Here is a 16,490-nt window from a genome sequence, read left to right on the forward strand (position 1 = left end):
TTAAAAAAAATATTTTATAATAGTGTTGCGGAATTAAGGGTATAGAATTTATCGGCACGCTCTCTCATTTGCTCCACGGTAGCATTGGGCACAAAGTCGAGGACAAACATAGAAGCGTCCACACCGGCTATGACATCGGCAATCTCCAGGTCGAGCAAGGCATTGCCGCTAAATCCCAGATTGATGCACTCACGATTGAGCCAACGTTCCAGAATATTGGTATGCACCATGCCGGGACGGGAAGCGCAGCCTCCCTGCAAGATGCTGGTACCATAGAATACCACCGGCTTCTCACGTTGCGGCAAGTCCACTGCCGGTTGAGTAATCTCGGCAAGAGAATCCACTCCGATAGAAAGTGAAGTAACCCCGTCATATAAAGAAAGGTACAAGAGATATTCACGCTCCTCAGGCAACATATTGCTTACAATAGTTGCCTTGTTGACTTTGCCCTGCGGACGCCCGCTACCGGCAAATATCCACTTGCCGTCTTGCAAGCAGTAGAGGTCGAGGCCTTTAATGCCGGTCGGTGTCATGTGGTTCATACTCATATTGTTCCTTACTTCCCATTTGGCAGAAATGCTTGTAGAGTTGGAACGGAAGCGCACGGCGAGTCCGGCACTGTTGCGGCCTAAGTCCCACAACGGCTTGCGGGAGATGTTCTGCAGAGAGTCCGGCAGACGCTCATAGCGGGTAAGGGTAGATTCTGTTGCTTTGCCCAGAAGGGGGAAGGCGGAAGCATCATGATAGATAGTCTGGGCATTGGCAACAGCGGCCAACAACAAGCCCATCAAAAGAATTCTGGTTCTCATATGACAAGATATTAAGTGTTAAGTATTACCGGCAAAGATACAAGGTTTCTTTGAAAAACGAAGAAATGGAAGTATTTTACATCAATTAACTCCCACATGCTTGTTTCTTTACGAAACATTCGTATTTTCGCAGAAAACAATTCATATGAGACACATCCATTTCCTCTTAGCAGGCTTCCTACTGTGCATCTGCTGTACCCTGCAAGCCAAAAACCGTGTGATTGACCAACCACCGTTTATCGTAAGAAACACGACTTCCATCGAAGTGAGTAAAGTAGTCATCAGTGACACGGCAACCGTGCTCCATATCTATGCCAAGTATCGTCCCAAGTACTGGATACAGATTGCACCCGACAGCTACCTGACAGACAATAACGGAGAAACCTACCAACTGCGTTCCGGTATAGGCATCATACCAGGTAAAGAATTTTGGATGCCCGAATCGGGCGAAGCGGAATTCCAGTTGGTCTTTCCTCCCCTATCCGACAATGCTACCTCCTTCGACTTCACCGAAGGCGAAAAGGTGGAAAACGGATTCAGCATCTGGGGAATACAACTGAAAAGCAAGAAACTGCCGGAACTGGCACTTCCCCAGAACGCCGTAGTACACAAAGCCGACCCTAATGCCGAACTTCCCGAACCGGTCATCCAATACGGAAAAGCCATGCTGAAAGGAAAACTCCTGGATTCACGCCCCAATATGGGAATGCCAATCAGTATTGCCGTGTGGGAGAATATCAAAGGAGACATCACGGACATACCACTCGACATCCAGCCTGACGGCAGTTTCACCAAAGAAGTAACATTGCCCGGCACTACCCCATGTACCATATATTTGGGTAGAGAGCATATGCTCCAGTTCTTCATGGAACCCGGCAAGACAACAGAAATATACGTCAATCTACGCGAAGCTTCCCGGCGCAAGTCTAAATTCCACAGCGAAGGGAAACCCTATGGAGAAATGGTATATATCAACGGACCGCTGGAAACCGTGGCACAAGAGTTGAACGGAAACCACCTCAGCATCGACATGCAAGACAAGCTCTATCAAAACATAGCTGCACTGGCTGGCAAGGATATTGATGCAGCCAAAGCATACGTACTTCAAATATCCGACGAAACACAAGAAGCAATAGACAAGTTGCCTTATAGTGCTTCTACCCGACAACTTTTGACTATCAATAACAAACTGATTACAAATGCCATGCTGTCTTCCGTTGCCAGCATCTTGACATCGGCTGCCCTACACGCCAATCTCATCAAACGGGAGGAAGCAAACAACTACTATCAGGAACTTTCCCGGAAAGTACCCGCCAACTACGTGTCCGACGAAGATATGAGCATATTGAATGTGCCGCAGGCAGTCTTGTCCAACCAGTATGTACAAATGGCTTCAAGGAATGTAGAACGGAGTGGAGAATTGGCCAAAGCCTGGGGAACCGACAAAGGTATCTTCTTCGACATAGCCCGCAATGTCACCCTCTACCGGGGTATCAAGAACTTCACCCCGCTCACCGACGAGCAAAAGGCCACCGTTGCCGCCATGCCCGCCGCATACCGCGAGATGCTGACTGCCGCCAATGACGAGTTGCTTGCACAGCTCGAAGCCAACAAGAAAAAGACGGGTTACACCATCAACCAAGTGGACGCCAACGTCAGCAACGAAGATTTGTTCACTTCTATCATCAGCAAATTCAAAGGAAAAGTATTGTTAGTAGATTTCTGGGCCACCTGGTGCGGTCCATGCCGTATGGCAAACAAGATGATGGCCCCCATGAAGGAGGAACTGAAAGACAAGGATATCGTATATCTGTACATCACCGGTGAAACCTCCCCCTTGAAGACCTGGGAGAATATGATTCCCGACATCCACGGCGAACACTTCCGCCTGACGGATGCCCAATGGAAATACCTATCGGACGCATTCAAGATAGAAGGGGTACCGACTTATCTGATTGTAGACCGCGAAGGAAACACCACGTTCAGACAAACCGGCTTTCCGGGAGTAGAGAAGATGAAGGAAGAGTTGCTGAAAGTGACTAAATGACAAACTGATAAAACAAAAAAACAGCAGGCTTATCACCTGCTGTTTTTTTGTTTTATCAGTATACCGCTATTACTTTTCAGCCCATTCCTTGGCTCCCTGCTCTTTCAGTTTAGCAGTAAATGCCTTTGCCTTCTCCATAGCAGCCGCTTCCTCTTCCGGAGTTGCATATGCATGCTTGTAGCCCTTCACCACATTCCATTCACCACGGGTGAAATCGGGGAATGCCACAGCCGCACAACCGTTGTCCATAGAAAGTTCTCCCAATTCTGCAAGGCAGCACCACTCAGCAAGGTCGTATACATCCATATCCAAAGGAAGACCGTTTTGCAGGCAATATACCAGACGGCTGTCCATCACGAAGTCCATGCCACCATGACCTCCTACTTCCTTCGCCATCTCACCGTACTTCTTTAAAATGGGATGCTGGTATTTCTCCACGAGTGCCTCCATCTCCGTCTCCGGCAGGAAACCGTGTGAATTCAAATCATCCACTTTGGGCTGAACGCCCGATGCACTCAGCTGGTCAGCGTCAAGCGCATACCCTTCTACCGGATATTTGTTGGCGAATCCCTTGGTACCCGTAAGCTGATACAAACGGTTATAAGGCTGTGGTGTCATTACATTGTGCTGAATCTCAATCACCTTTCCATTGGCTGTACGAATCATGGTCGTGGTATGGTCACCGTTACGGAATTCCTTGCACTCCTCGCCGGTTCTTTTTTCTACCAGCTCCTTGCCCACTACAGACTTGGTATCCATGGCTACCAACGTTTCCATACGGTCACCACGGTGAATATCCAGTGCTTGCGCCACCGGGCCAAGGCCATGGGTGGCATACACGTCACCACGATGCTTCATGTTGTAGTCCAAACGCCAGCCCAGCTTGTCATTTTCTCCATTCTTCCAATAATGGTCCCAAAACGGGCTCAAATTATGTATATAAGCACCCTGCGCACGGATAACTTCACCGAACACGCCATGCTGCGCCATGTTCAGCGTATTCATCTCGAACCAGTCATAGCAGCAGTTCTCCAGAATGAAGCAATGCTTACGGGTAGATTCACTCAAGTTAATCAAATCCCAGCATTCCTGCAGATTCATAGCCGAAGGCACTTCTATCGCTACATTCTTTCCATTCTCCAACGCACACTTGGCAACGGGGAAGTGATGCAGCCAGTCTGCAGCAATATAAACCAAATCTATATCATCACGTTTGCAGAGTTCCTCGTATCCTTTGTCACCGGAATAGACGGCGGCTTTGGGCATGGATGCCTTCTTCAAGAGCTCCTGACATTTATCTGCACGGGCCTCTTCATAATCACAAAGAGCCACTACCTGCGTACCCGGAATATAAGTGAAACGCTCCACTGCTCCGGGGCCACGCATCCCCAAACCAACAAAACCCACACGGACTGCCTCCAACTTCGGAGTAGTCAGTCCCAATACACTCTTCTGTCCTGCCGGACGCTCGGGAGTTTTGACAACAATGGTACCATTCTGCCATTCCCATTGAGTTCCCTTCTCTGTGGTTTGCACAGTAGAAGTCTGGCTTGTGCATGCACCCAATACGAAGCACATTCCCAGCAACAACGATTTAACTGTTCCCATATTTCTGCTTTATTTAAGGTAAAAGAATTCATTGCAACAAAGACAGCGCAAACCGAATGCAGAATAAAATGAACCCGTTCATTTTTTATGCTGAGGTGCCGCCAGTCTTCGCTTCTTCTGCAAAGATAGACAATCTTAGCCAAAAGAAGATTATCAACAGCCATGTTCTTTTCAATCAGACAAAAGAATATACATACAGTAAACGCATTTAGATTAATTAACTCACTGTTTGATGCTACTTTACGAAATATTCGTAGATTTGCATTGAATTCATTTAAATACTTTATCCATGGAAAAGTTAACGATACAAGAAGAAGAAGCAATGTTGTACATTTGGGAACTGGGCAGTTGCTTCGTAAAAGACATTGTTGCCAAATACCCCAAACCGGCGCCTCCCTACACAACAGTAGCATCTATTGTGAAAAACCTGGAGCGCAAGCAGTATATCCGTGCCGCACGTGTAGGCAACACCTACCAGTATACTCCGCTTATACGCGAAAGCGAATACAAACGTACCTTTATGAGCGGTTTTGTGCGCAACTACTTTGAAAATTCTTATAAGGAAATGGTTTCGTTCTTCGCCAAAGACCAAAAGATTTCGGCCAATGACCTGAAAGACATTATAGATATGATAGAGAAAGGAAAGGAGTAAACATGTTAGCCTATTTTCTGAAAGTGAATGTAGCGATAGTACTGTTTTATGCATTCTATCGGCTGTTCTTCTACAAAGACACGTTTTTCGGCTGGCGCAGAACCGCACTGCTCTGTTTCTTTGCCGTTTCCGCCGCCGTACCTTTGCTGAACATACAAACGTGGATTACGGAGCAGGAGCCGATGGTAGCCATGGCAGACCTCTATGCCAGCGTTGTACTGCCGGAACTCACAGTAGGCACCGAAGTGGCTCCGACCGACTGGAAAAGCATCCTTTCAGAATATGCCAATATCGCCTATTGGGGAATAGCGGCATTGCTGATGATACGCCTCGTCGTGCAACTGGCAGGCATCATCCGCCTGGCATGCCGATGCCGCAAGATACAAATAGGCAACACAAGTATACATCTGCTTCCCAAGGCAGACGGGCCTTTCTCTTTTTTCCACTGGATTTTTATCCATCCGTCCTCGCATACGGAAGAGGAGTTCAACGAAATATTGACCCATGAGCAGACACACGCCCGGCAATGGCACTCCATTGATGTCATCATCAGTGAACTGGTGTGCATTTTCTGCTGGTGCAATCCCTTTGCCTGGCTCATGAAACGGGAAATCCGTACCAATCTGGAATATATGGCCGACGCCCGCGTATTGGAAAACGGCTATGACTCCAAAACCTACCAGTACCATTTGTTAGGATTGTCACATCAAAAGGCTGCAGCAACTATCTATAACAGTTTCAATGTTTTACCTCTAAAAAAACGCATCAAGATGATGAACAAAAAGAGAACAAAAGAAATAGGAAGAACCAAATATTTGATGTTCCTTCCTTTAGCGGCCTTACTTATGATTGTCAGCAATATCGAAACCGTGGCACGGACTTCCGAGATATGGATGCCCACCCTAACGGCAATAGAAGAGCTGCCCCTCAGTATTATAAATCCTGAACAGAAAGGCGAAACGACCTTCCACGTCACTATAGTAGACAAGCAAGGGAAAGTTGTGCCGAACGTAAAAATCCAAACCACGCTGGCGGGAAAACAACTGAACTTCAAGACCGGAGGAGATGGAAAGACCGACATCACCTTAGACATGAACGGACTGAAACATGCCACGATGTATGCCACCTCCCAAACCGGGAACAACTTCATTTTTGTTCTCTCTCAAGGAGAAACCACACGCACCATCAACATGGATGAGCATCAGTACACCCCACCTACACTCGCCCCCGATGCGAATGGTATTTTCGAGGTAGTAGAACACATGCCCGAATTCCCCGACGGAGGAATGTCAGCACTGATGGAATATTTGAAAAAGAACATCAAGTATCCGGAAGCAGCCATGAAGAAAGGTACACAAGGGCGGGTAACCGTACAATTCGTGGTGGAAAAAGACGGTAGCATCGCCAATGCGAAAGTGCTTCGTGGTGTTGACCCTGAGTTGGACAAAGAAGCCGTGCGCGTAGTCAGTGTCATGCCCAAATGGAAACCCGGTACACAAAAAGGAGAAGCCGTACGAGTAAAATATACAGTTCCCGTGATGTTCCGTCTGACAGAAGACAATACACAAGTTAAGTATGCTCCCATTGAAAACAAGATAGATGAAATGGTAGTAGTGGGTTACGCTCCCGAAGAGACAACCTACCCGGAGGAAGTAACCGTTTTCGAAGTCGTAGAAAAAATGCCGGAATATCCCGGCGGTATGTCTGCAATGATGGCATTCATCAGTAAAAACATCAAATATCCGGTAGCTGCACAAAAAGCTAAGATTCAGGGAAGAGTGGTCATACAGTTTATAGTGGATAAAGAAGGGAACATCATATGCCCCAGAGTAATCCGTGGTGCCGACCCACTGCTGGACGCTGAAGCAATCCGTCTGACTACCATCATGCCCAAGTGGAAGCCCGGCATGCAAAGAGGACAAGCTGTAAACGTAAAATATACAGTCCCCATCATGTTCCGTCTGCAAGAACCGGAGAAAAACCCTGCTGTCCAGAATGCCACTGTTACTCCAACTAAATAAACTAATTTTCTCTCTAAACAAGTTTAAATGAAAAAGGAGCAGTTACCCGGCGACGGGCAATTGCTCCTTTTTCATAAGGAAAATATCCATGTTTATTTATGCACTTCCACAATCCGTGTCGGCGCCATTTCCATATTTCTGCGGTCTACCTGACGGACTACGGCAGCAGCCAGTTGCAGGAACGCACGCCCGGTCACTGTATTCTCATCCAAAGCAACCGGAGTGCCCTTATCACCACTCTCACAGATGCTCTGTACAATAGGTATCTGCCCCAGCAACGGTACATTCATCTCTTCCGCCAACCTCTTGGCTCCTTCTTTACCGAAAATATAGTATTTATTCTCCGGCAGTTCGGCAGGTGTAAACCAAGCCATATTCTCTACCAAACCGAGGATAGGCACATTCACTTTGTCATTGGTGAACATATTGATGCCTTTGCGTGCATCTGCCAGTGCCACAGCCTGCGGTGTGCTGACAACGATAGCCCCCGTCAGCGCCAAGGTCTGCACCACGGTCAAGTGAATGTCACTCGTTCCGGGAGGAAGGTCAATAAGGAAATAATCCAGTTCTCCCCAGTCGGCATCACCAATCAGTTGCTTTAAAGCATTGCTTGCCATGCCTCCGCGCCACAAGGTGGCCTGATCGGGGTCGACAAAGAAACCGATGGAAAGCAGCTTGATGCCATACTTCTCTATCGGAACAATTAAATCACGTCCACCAATGTTCTCCGCCACAGGACGGGCATCTTCCACTTGGAACATCTTAGGAACAGAAGGCCCGAAAATATCTGCATCCAGCAACCCTACCTTGTAACCCAACTTTGCCAAAGATACAGCAAGGTTGGCAGCAACCGTAGACTTGCCCACACCACCTTTTCCGGAAGACACTCCGATAACATTCTTCACTTGAGGCAAAAGTTTGCCTACTTCCGGTCGCGCCGCCTGGCGGCTCTCTGTGGTAATCACAACCTCCACTTCGGGAGAGACATATGTGTGTATAGCTGTCTCGGCAGCTTTCACCATCGACTTCATGAAAGGATCGGTCGGTTTCTCAAACGTCAGCGAGAAGCTGACCTTCATCCCGTCAATTCGCATATTATCGGCTACCATCTCTGCCTCGACAAGGTTCTTTCCGGTGCCGGGATAACGCACTGTTGCCAATGCATCAAGGATTAATTTTGGATATAATGCCATTGCATTTACTATTTGACAATTTACTATTTACTATTTTTATGCGAATCAGTGGCTTAAACTACTACTGATTCGCATCACTTGCTGGTTTGCAGTCCGCTACGCTTGCTACGGTTATAACTGCGGTACTCATCCAGTTCTATCTCCACATCCGGCTCCTGCAACTCGCCTGCTTGCGGAAGATGGAACTTGATGTACTTGATATTCAAACCACGATCCAGCCATTGTTGTTCATAATAGGTCTTGATGCTGAGTATTTCATCAGCCATGCCGGAATGGTATAAGTCTTCCGTCATCACATCCACCGGCAACCGGTTTCTTTCAATCATGTACCGGGTATAGGTAAACATGAAGTTGCTGTCCGTCTTCAGATGGACTATGCCGTCATTCTTCAGAAACTTGCGGTAGCGCTCCATGAAATAAGTGGAAGTAAGCCTTTTGGTAGCCTTCTTCATCTGCGGATCCGAGAAAGTAAGCCAGATTTCACTCACTTCATCCGAAGCAAAAAAACGGTCGATGATTTCGATATTCGTACGCAGAAAGGCCACATTCTTCATTTCCGATTGCAGCGACTCGGTAGCTCCCGTCCACATACGGGCTCCCTTTATATCCACTCCGATGAAGTTCTTGTCGGGAAACATGCGTCCCAATCCGACAGTATATTCTCCCCTACCACAGCCCAGTTCCAGGACAATAGGATGGTCGTTCTTGAAAAATTGCCCGTGCCAGTTCCCTTTCATGTCAAACGGTACATCATCTACCGCAGAATACGGATATTCGAAAACATGCGGATAACTCGCCATATCAGCAAACTTCTCTAACTTGTTTTTTCCCATAATTACTTGGTCCTATATATATATATGCTATGCCCCGAAAACAGAAGTGCACACAGATGACACAGATTAGACAGATTTTCACAGATTATTTTTTTTCTCTTTATCTGTGGTCATCCGTTTAATCTGTGTCATCTGTGTGCCATCTTGGTTTCGGGAAACTTTCACGACACAAGAGAATCTCTAATTATTCAACGATAGTCACCCAGCCATGAGTATCCGGCTCATCGCCATACTGGATAGCACGCAGCTTGTTGTAGAGCTTCGTACATACCGGTCCTGGTTTTCCATCTTTGGAAATAACGTATGACTTACCGTTCTCTACGTCGTCAATACGTTCGATGGGGCTGATAACGGCAGCCGTACCGCAGGCACCCGCTTCCTCGAAAGTCAGCAACTCTTCTTCAGGAACCGGACGACGCTCTACCTTCATACCCATGTCCTCTGCCAACTGCATCAGGCTCTTGTTGGTGATGGAGGGCAGGATGGAAGTGGATTTCGGAGTGATATACGTATTGTCCTTGATACCGAAGAAGTTGGCAGCACCACACTCGTCCATGTATTTCTTTTCTTTGGCATCCAGATAGAACTCGCAGGCATAACCCAAATCGTGCGCTTTCTTATTGGCACGCAAGCTGGCTGCATAGTTACCACCTACCTTATAAGTACCGGTACCCAACGGTGCAGCACGGTCGAATTCGCGGATAATGACATACGGATTGGTTGAGAATCCACCCTTAAAGTAAGGACCTACCGGGGTCACGAACACCACAAACAGATATTCGCTGGCAGGATGTACACCTACTTGTGCACCGGTACCCACCAGCAACGGACGAATATACAGAGAAGCACCCGATTCATAAGGCGGAATGAAACGCTCGTTCAGCTTCACCACCTTCAAAATGGCTTCCTTGAAACGCTCCGTAGAAAGCTCCGGCATCAAGATACCCCGGCAGGTGGACTGCAGACGCGCCGCATTCTCTTCCAAACGGAAGATGCGCACCTTACCGTCTTTACCACGAAAAGCTTTCAAACCTTCAAATGCTTCCTGACCGTAGTGCAAACAAGTGGCAGCCATGTGCATAGGAATGGTTTCCTCACTGCAAACTTCCAGTTCACCCCATTGTTCGTTACGATAATAAATTCTCACATTGTAATCTGTCTTCATATATCCGAACGGCAGATTAGCCCAATCAAGTTCTTTCATATCTCAAAGTATTAGTTACTGCATTACGTACAATTTGCAACAAAAATAGCTTTTATTCTTCAGATTCTCGCTTCTCCGACAGTAATTTTTCAATTTCCTTGTCGGCTTTGGTCAATTTATCGCTGCAAAATGCTATAATTCCGTTTGCCTCCTTTATCTTTTCGGCAAGTACATCTATCTCCAGTTCGTTGTTGTCTATCTGGCTGACAATTTTCTCCAAACGCGCCATGGCTTCGGAGTAGGTTTCTTTTTTCTTTGTTGCTGGCATAATTGAAATTTAATTAATCTTTGTACTTCTCAAGCCGTTTGTCAGAATTCCCGTCTTTGGGCGATGCATTCTCCCACTTCATTTCCTTGGACGTCAGTTTCAGAATATGATATTGTTCGGTATAATGTTCCTCTTTATCATACAACATAATCAATTTTTTATCAAGACTTATGATATAAGTACCACGAAGAGGAACTCCGTTAGATGACGGGCTTCCGGTATAAACTTCATAGGTCTTGTCTGCATTAAACGTGTAGCTGGTCACAAAATCGTCCGGCAGGACTGGTTCTTTCACAATCCACTTACCTACCAGTTGAGAAACTTCGACCTTATCATCCTCATCCGTACATGAAATAAAACTAAATGCCATGACCATCAGCATCAGCATACGAAACAAATTTTGTGCTTTCATATTAATTCATTTTAAATGATTTAAGTAATATTGATAAAATGCAAAATACAGCAAAACACTGCATGAATGCGACTTAAATATGTACAGTTGAGATCACCTTACCATTTTGCAGGCAAGTCATTATCTCGTCATTCGCTTGCAGCTCATCTGCATTTTTCACAACTTTCCCATCTTTCAACGTAATGCTGTAACCACGGGCAAGCAGCTTTTCTGGTGAAGCATCTGCCAAGCGCTGCTGCAACAATTCCAGACGGTGGCGATAGCGGGACAAATAGGAAGTGACAGCTTGCACTACATCTTTCCGCGCAGTCAGTAAAGCTATTTTTGCATCGGATATGCAACGGTATGAAGCAGAAGGAATCCAGTTCTTGCAGACAGACAACTTGCGCTGTTCCTGCTGCAACAGATTCTTGACCCCCTCATGCAAGCGGGAAACAAGCATTTCCAGTTCATCGGCGGCATTGTTCATGAGGTCTATCAAGAACTCGGCGGCGGCCGTAGGGGTCTTTACACGGGTATGTACCACAGAATCCAGCACCGTGTCGTCCCGCTCGTGACCGATACCCGTTATGATAGGTAACGGAAACTGTGCACAAGCAGCAGCAAGCAGATAGGTATCGAAACCGGACAAGTCGGACGTGGCGCCTCCACCGCGAATAATGACAACCACATCAAACTCGGACAAGCGTGCATTCACCCGGTCGAGAGCAGAAAGGACAGACTCCTCCACACGGTCACCCTGCATCAAGGCAGGAAACAGCTCCGTATAAAAGTAGAACCCCCGGGAATTGTTTCCCAGCTGATGACAGAAGTCACCATAGCCCGCCGCCGTCGGTGAGGATATGACGGCAATACGTTGCGGCAGGCGAGGCATCTCGAGTTCCTTATTGAGGGTGAGCACCCCCTCTTCCTCGAGCTGTTTCAGTATCTCCCTGCGGCGGCGTGCCATATCGCCTAAGGTATAGGTAGGGTCTATGTCCTGCACTGTAAGGCTGTAGCCATAAAGCTCATGGAAGTTGACAGTGACCTGCACCAGCACTTTGATGCCCGAAACAAACGCCTGCCCCGTGGCTTCCTCAAAATAGGGCTTCAGCAGGCGGAACACATTTGCCCAGATTGTTCCTCTCGCCTTAGCTATCAAGCTGTTGCTGCGAGGGTCTTTCTGCACAAATTCCAGATAGCAATGCCCCGTACTGTTGGTACGCACATCGCTCAACTCCGCCTGCACCCAAAACTCATCGGGGAGACACTGCTCCAGACTGCGACGCACAAGGGCATTCAACTCATGTAAAGACAAGGCTTCCATATTGCTATCATTCAACCAGTTACAACTTTATAAGATTTTATCCGTAATAAAGTGGCACTTTATCCGCGATAAAGCAGTACTTTATCCGCAGTAAAGTAACACTTTATCCGTGATAAAGTGACAATACACTATTGGCAAACCAACAGAAGTTTCCGTTATTTGTTTCTTTCGGGCTGATAATCCTGATACGCCTTCCACATATCGGGCACGCCATAACCGTAGATGTTATCGGGAAAATCGGCACGGTCACCGGAACGGCGCACCAATTCTATCACTTCTTTTGCCGTAAGTTCGGGGCAAGCCTGCCACAAGCAGGCCACCATGCCGCACATAATGGGTGAGGCAAAAGAGGTACCGTTCGCCCTTCCCTGGTTGCCGTCCGTGCGTATCACGTCGGCACCCAGCCCGACAGCTACAATATCCGGCTTTATCCGATGGTCTGCCGTATTCCCTACAGACGAGAAAGGAGCCAGAACAGCCTCCTTGTCGACAGCGCCCACCGTCAACACATTCTCGGCATCGCCCGGAGGCGTAATCTTCTTCCAAGAACCGGCGCCCGAATTTCCGGCACTGCATACCAATACCATGCCCTTATCGGCTATGCGCGATGCCTGACGTGACATCAGCGCATGGTGCCCATCCAGATTGCGGAGCTTATAATTCTTGGATTTATCATCGAAAGCGTAATATCCCAATGAAGTATTGAGTACATCCACTCCCACGCTATCGGCATATTCCACAGCCGCAGCCCAGTAGTCCTGCTCTACCAGATGCTCGGAGTATTCGTCTTCGCTGCGCAGCAACCAGAAAGAAGCTTCGGGAGCCGTACCGGTCATGACACCGGGACGGTTCATGGCGATGCACGAGAGCACCGCCATGCCGTGGCTGCTTTCGGCAAATATATCCGATTGGGGGTTCACAAAATCCTTCGTACCCAGGATGCGGATATTCTGCATGGCGGTTATCTTGTCGGCATTGTGGAAACCCGCGTCGATAACGGCAATCGTCATTCCTTGTCCCTTGAAGCCTTCTTCGTGCAGCTTATCGCCATTGCTCAGCCGTATCTGGTCGACAGCCAGTCCATAAATGCTGTCGGGATGCACGCTCGGGCGGTTTATCAGAGAGTCGCGTCCTGTCGCCATGAACGGCCCGTCACCTCCGGGAGCTATCCATACCTTTTCCGTCTCCCGGACAAAAGGCAGGGCGGCAATGCGCTCCACCAATGCAGAGTCGTTGCAGGACACCGTAACAAAATTCTCCCACTTGCCGGTAACGACAATCTTCACGCCTTGCCTGCGAATCTCATCCACATACTTACGGCATACCGGAAGGTCTGTCGAGTCTATCGGAAGGTTCTGCTTCAGGCGACGCTCAATCGCCTTTTCAGAAAGAAACGCTTCCGGATGTTCCAGCGAATACGTGGTGGCAGCCTTGTCCTTCAGGCTGATGCGATACTTCAAAGTGTCTTGCCGGGCCGATGCGCCTACAGCAGCCAAGATGAAAAGTAGAAGGAAAAAGAGTTTTCTCATATATCTGTGTTTTTATTATTTTCTGCAATATACATCCCGATGCCCCGTTGGGAAGCGATGAATGAGCCGCCAACCACACGCCGGCCAACGTAGAACACGGCAGACTGTCCCGGAGCAATGGCAGAAGCCTCCGACAAGAAGCGCACCAGCAGACGCCCGTCCTCCAGGCGCTTCACGGTGCAAGGGATGGGTTTGCTGCGGTAGCGGATGCGCACGGTAAGCTCTTCACTGCCAAAGAATTCCGCCTCATCAATCAGTTTTTCCTCTTCGGCAAGCATGTATCCGGCTTTCAACTGCTCCGCATCGCCCAGCATCACGGTGTTCTTCTGCGGATTGATTTTCAGCACGTAGGCGGGTTTGCCCAAAGCAATCTCCAGCCCCTTCCTCTGCCCGATGGTGTAGTAAGGGAATCCTTTGTGCCCGCCCAGCTTGACGCCTTCCGAATTGACAAACCATCCCGGCCCCACCTCGCTGTCTATCTCCGGGGAGTGCTCGCGCAAGAAGTCGCGGTAGTCGCCCTTGATGAAGCAGACTTCCATGCTTTCCCCTTCTTCCGCCTTAAGCGTATATCCTTTATCACGAAGATACTCGCGAACCTGCATCTTGGTGAAGGCTCCCAACGGGAAGATACATCGCTTCAACACCTCCTGCCCCAGTCGCCAAAGGAAATAGGACTGGTCTTTCTTATCATCATCCCCGGCAACAATGTAAACCTTCCCGTTCCGTTCCTCCAGACGGGTGTAGTGTCCGGTAGCAATGAATGCACATCCCAGCCTGTCGGCCCACTCCGTCAGGATACGGAACTTGAATAACGGGTTGCACATCACACAAGGATTGGGAGTACGCCCCCGACGATATTCATCGATAAAGTTTTGAACGATAATCTGCCGGAAAGCCTCACGCTCATCTGCCACATGGTGCTCGATTCCCATACTGTCGGCAAGGTTGCGGGCTTCCACCGGTTCGTCTCCCCACACCCACATGGTGAGGCCGACTATCTCATAGCCCTGTTCCCTCAACATCAGGCAAGTGGCGGTACTGTCTATACCTCCGCTCATTCCCACTAATACTCGCTTTTCGGATTTGTTCATATTCTGCCATTCATTCATATAATCTGCAAAAGTACACGTTTTCAAGCAGAATACACAGCTTTTCAGCTAAAGAGAGAGTATTTTCATCCTCCACCGCCTTCACCTTCTTCCTCAATCTTTCTATTCATCGGCTTTTCCGGTAAGACCTCTTTCCTTCGCACTACCGCACCTCATAGGTGTTCCGGTATTTTCTTATCAATTACGCATCTGTCTTTGATTATACCTCCTTTCCTCTTAGCATAACCATTTATGAATCAACAGATAATCAGTGCAAAAAAATGTAGCCATTTTGCACTGATGTTACACCCCTACTACAGTGAGGTTAGTAGCAGGCAATTGACAGCTCCCGAGCCTTCAACGGGAAAGCGAACGCAAGGAGCTTACCCGATAATCCACTTACTGCCCGGTATCAACGAGATGAGTTTGGTTACCACGAAACAACTGATAAATGTACATACCGCTATTACCGGAATGGCAGCCACAGTGGGTAATCCCAATGTAGACTTAAACACCGATACCCACAAGCCAAGCCAGAAAATGTGCATAAGGAACATGCCGTAGCTGAGTTTAGACATTTCGGCAATGATGCGCGGAGGCTGCGGAATGCTGATACAGCCGAACAACAAAAATGTGCCTGCCGTCAACGCCACGCTATTAAGGGTGCAGAAAGCCCATCCCACCTCAATGACCGGCGTAGAATGAACCACTCCCGGAACAGCCTGGACATAGAACGACCACATGGTAGCCGCCGCGCCGACCAGCATAAGCAGGAAACCGACCCGCAGACGCAAGGAGCGCCCCCAAGTAAGATGCACGCGGATATAATGTGCCAGCACAAGGTAGCCCAAATAACCCGAAAAATACCATAACATGTGATATTCGTTCCAGAAACACTGTCCCCATACCTCACCAAACCAACGGTTGAGGAAAGGTATACAAGTAGAAATCAGAAACAGTCCGATGAAGAAACGTTCTTCTTTGGCCGAAACCTTCTCCAGCCACGGTGAGATGACCGGGATGAACAGATAAAGACCTATCAACGGATACATGAACCAGAAGTGCCCGGCAAGCGCAGGAAAGTTCAGCCAGATACGTGAAAGGTCGTTCAGAGATTGTTCGCCGTCCATCTGTCCCCACAACATGGGCAACGTGCTATACAACACCATGAAAAAGACGAACGGCGGCATGATGCGCAGGAAACGTTTGCGATAAAACTGCCAACAGCTCTGCCCTTTCTTCATCGGTGCAAGCAGGTAAGCCGAAACAATCATGAACAGAGGCACAGACATACGGGAGAAGCCATCGTAAACTGATACCCACAACCTATCGGCCTCATTCTGAAGGAAAGACTGCGGTCCTGCCATGTCCGTAGAGCCGGCGGCTCCATAAAAATTCTCGCTGGCATGGACCAACATGACCAAGAAGCACGCAAACACGCGCACATAATCCAAAAAAGCAATACGTTTCATTTTATTTTAAGTTTTCTATTTATGCAAATCAAGAGTTAAAAGTGTCAG

13 protein-coding genes and 1 pseudogene are annotated in these 16,490 nt (G+C 48.1%); 3 read left to right on the forward strand and 11 right to left on the reverse strand.

What is annotated here, in order from left to right; translation table 11 throughout:
* Nucleotides 1-35: 35 nt before the first annotated feature.
* Nucleotides 36-809 (reverse strand): annotated as a pseudogene (locus tag DW096_RS15395) (SGNH/GDSL hydrolase N-terminal domain-containing protein); the annotation flags it as partial.
* Nucleotides 810-954: 145 nt separating this feature from the next.
* On the opposite strand from DW096_RS15395, the gene DW096_RS15400 reads away from it, so the two are divergent.
* A complete protein-coding gene (locus DW096_RS15400; RefSeq protein WP_118931030.1) occupies nt 955-2,856 on the forward strand; it encodes a TlpA disulfide reductase family protein in 1,902 nt (633 codons plus the stop codon).
* A 69-nt stretch (nt 2,857-2,925) separates the two neighbouring features.
* On the opposite strand, the gene DW096_RS15405 is transcribed toward DW096_RS15400, so the two are convergent.
* A complete protein-coding gene (locus DW096_RS15405) occupies nt 2,926-4,464 on the reverse strand; it encodes a Gfo/Idh/MocA family protein (protein WP_005829763.1) in 1,539 nt (512 codons plus the stop codon).
* Between the two features lie 289 nt (nt 4,465-4,753).
* Between DW096_RS15405 and DW096_RS15410 the strand changes: the two genes are divergently transcribed.
* Both DW096_RS15410 and DW096_RS15415 read left to right on the forward strand, forming a co-directional pair.
* Nucleotides 4,754-5,116, forward strand: a complete 363-nt coding sequence (locus DW096_RS15410; protein WP_005829755.1) for a BlaI/MecI/CopY family transcriptional regulator — start codon at nt 4,754-4,756, stop codon at nt 5,114-5,116.
* Between the two features lie 2 nt (nt 5,117-5,118).
* Nucleotides 5,119-7,137, forward strand: coding sequence for a M56 family metallopeptidase (locus DW096_RS15415; RefSeq protein ID WP_117963355.1), 2,019 nt, complete (start codon nt 5,119-5,121; stop codon nt 7,135-7,137).
* A 92-nt stretch (nt 7,138-7,229) separates the two neighbouring features.
* On the opposite strand, the gene DW096_RS15420 is transcribed toward DW096_RS15415, so the two are convergent.
* The 9 genes from DW096_RS15420 to DW096_RS15460 form a co-directional block, all read right to left on the reverse strand.
* Nucleotides 7,230-8,330, reverse strand: a complete 1,101-nt coding sequence (locus DW096_RS15420; protein WP_016273135.1) for an Mrp/NBP35 family ATP-binding protein — start codon at nt 8,328-8,330, stop codon at nt 7,230-7,232.
* Nucleotides 8,331-8,404: 74 nt separating this feature from the next.
* The gene (gene trmB, locus DW096_RS15425; protein ID WP_016273136.1) at nt 8,405-9,163 is read right to left on the reverse strand and encodes a tRNA (guanosine(46)-N7)-methyltransferase TrmB; all 759 of its coding nucleotides are present in this window, start codon (nt 9,161-9,163) and stop codon (nt 8,405-8,407) included.
* A gap of 184 nt (nt 9,164-9,347) precedes the next feature.
* Nucleotides 9,348-10,367, reverse strand: a complete 1,020-nt coding sequence (locus DW096_RS15430) for a branched-chain amino acid aminotransferase (RefSeq protein ID WP_016273137.1) — start codon at nt 10,365-10,367, stop codon at nt 9,348-9,350.
* Between the two features lie 52 nt (nt 10,368-10,419).
* Nucleotides 10,420-10,635 (reverse strand): exodeoxyribonuclease VII small subunit, encoded by a 216-nt coding sequence (gene xseB, locus DW096_RS15435; protein WP_044468264.1) that lies wholly within the window; start codon nt 10,633-10,635, stop codon nt 10,420-10,422.
* A 13-nt stretch (nt 10,636-10,648) separates the two neighbouring features.
* Entirely contained in the window at nt 10,649-11,047 is a 399-nt protein-coding gene (locus tag DW096_RS15440) for a lipocalin family protein (protein WP_044468265.1), read from the reverse strand.
* Nucleotides 11,048-11,120: 73 nt separating this feature from the next.
* On the reverse strand, nt 11,121-12,353 hold the full coding sequence (gene xseA, locus DW096_RS15445) for an exodeoxyribonuclease VII large subunit (RefSeq protein ID WP_057281565.1): 1,233 nt from the start codon (nt 12,351-12,353) through the stop codon (nt 11,121-11,123).
* A 155-nt stretch (nt 12,354-12,508) separates the two neighbouring features.
* Complete coding sequence (locus tag DW096_RS15450) at nt 12,509-13,882, reverse strand: S8 family serine peptidase (protein WP_057281564.1); 1,374 nt, start codon at nt 13,880-13,882, stop codon at nt 12,509-12,511.
* Nucleotides 13,879-14,973, reverse strand: coding sequence for a tRNA 2-thiouridine(34) synthase MnmA (mnmA, locus tag DW096_RS15455; protein WP_044468269.1), 1,095 nt, complete (start codon nt 14,971-14,973; stop codon nt 13,879-13,881). The genes DW096_RS15450 and mnmA overlap by 4 nt, the downstream gene beginning before the upstream one ends.
* A gap of 380 nt (nt 14,974-15,353) precedes the next feature.
* Complete coding sequence (locus DW096_RS15460; protein WP_057281563.1) at nt 15,354-16,442, reverse strand: acyltransferase; 1,089 nt, start codon at nt 16,440-16,442, stop codon at nt 15,354-15,356.
* Nucleotides 16,443-16,490 lie beyond the last annotated feature (48 nt).

It is taken from the genome of Bacteroides sp. AM07-18, from assembly GCF_003602695.1.
Lineage (GTDB): Bacteria > Bacteroidota > Bacteroidia > Bacteroidales > Bacteroidaceae > Bacteroides > Bacteroides uniformis.

Excerpts from the sequence above, each read along its gene's own strand:
- DW096_RS15400 (WP_118931030.1), top strand. The coding sequence starts at position 955 with ATGAGACACATCCATTTCCTCTTAGCAGGCTTCCTACTGTGCATCTGC.
- DW096_RS15405 (WP_005829763.1), bottom strand. The coding sequence starts at position 4,464 with ATGGGAACAGTTAAATCGTTGTTGCTGGGAATGTGCTTCGTATTGGGT.
- DW096_RS15410 (WP_005829755.1), top strand. The coding sequence starts at position 4,754 with ATGGAAAAGTTAACGATACAAGAAGAAGAAGCAATGTTGTACATTTGG.
- DW096_RS15415 (WP_117963355.1), top strand. The coding sequence starts at position 5,119 with ATGTTAGCCTATTTTCTGAAAGTGAATGTAGCGATAGTACTGTTTTAT.
- DW096_RS15420 (WP_016273135.1), bottom strand. The coding sequence starts at position 8,330 with ATGGCATTATATCCAAAATTAATCCTTGATGCATTGGCAACAGTGCGT.
- trmB (WP_016273136.1), bottom strand. The coding sequence starts at position 9,163 with ATGGGAAAAAACAAGTTAGAGAAGTTTGCTGATATGGCGAGTTATCCG.
- DW096_RS15430 (WP_016273137.1), bottom strand. The coding sequence starts at position 10,367 with ATGAAAGAACTTGATTGGGCTAATCTGCCGTTCGGATATATGAAGACA.
- xseB (WP_044468264.1), bottom strand. The coding sequence starts at position 10,635 with ATGCCAGCAACAAAGAAAAAAGAAACCTACTCCGAAGCCATGGCGCGT.
- DW096_RS15440 (WP_044468265.1), bottom strand. The coding sequence starts at position 11,047 with ATGAAAGCACAAAATTTGTTTCGTATGCTGATGCTGATGGTCATGGCA.
- xseA (WP_057281565.1), bottom strand. The coding sequence starts at position 12,353 with ATGGAAGCCTTGTCTTTACATGAGTTGAATGCCCTTGTGCGTCGCAGT.
- DW096_RS15450 (WP_057281564.1), bottom strand. The coding sequence starts at position 13,882 with ATGAGAAAACTCTTTTTCCTTCTACTTTTCATCTTGGCTGCTGTAGGC.
- mnmA (WP_044468269.1), bottom strand. The coding sequence starts at position 14,973 with ATGAACAAATCCGAAAAGCGAGTATTAGTGGGAATGAGCGGAGGTATA.
- DW096_RS15460 (WP_057281563.1), bottom strand. The coding sequence starts at position 16,442 with ATGAAACGTATTGCTTTTTTGGATTATGTGCGCGTGTTTGCGTGCTTC.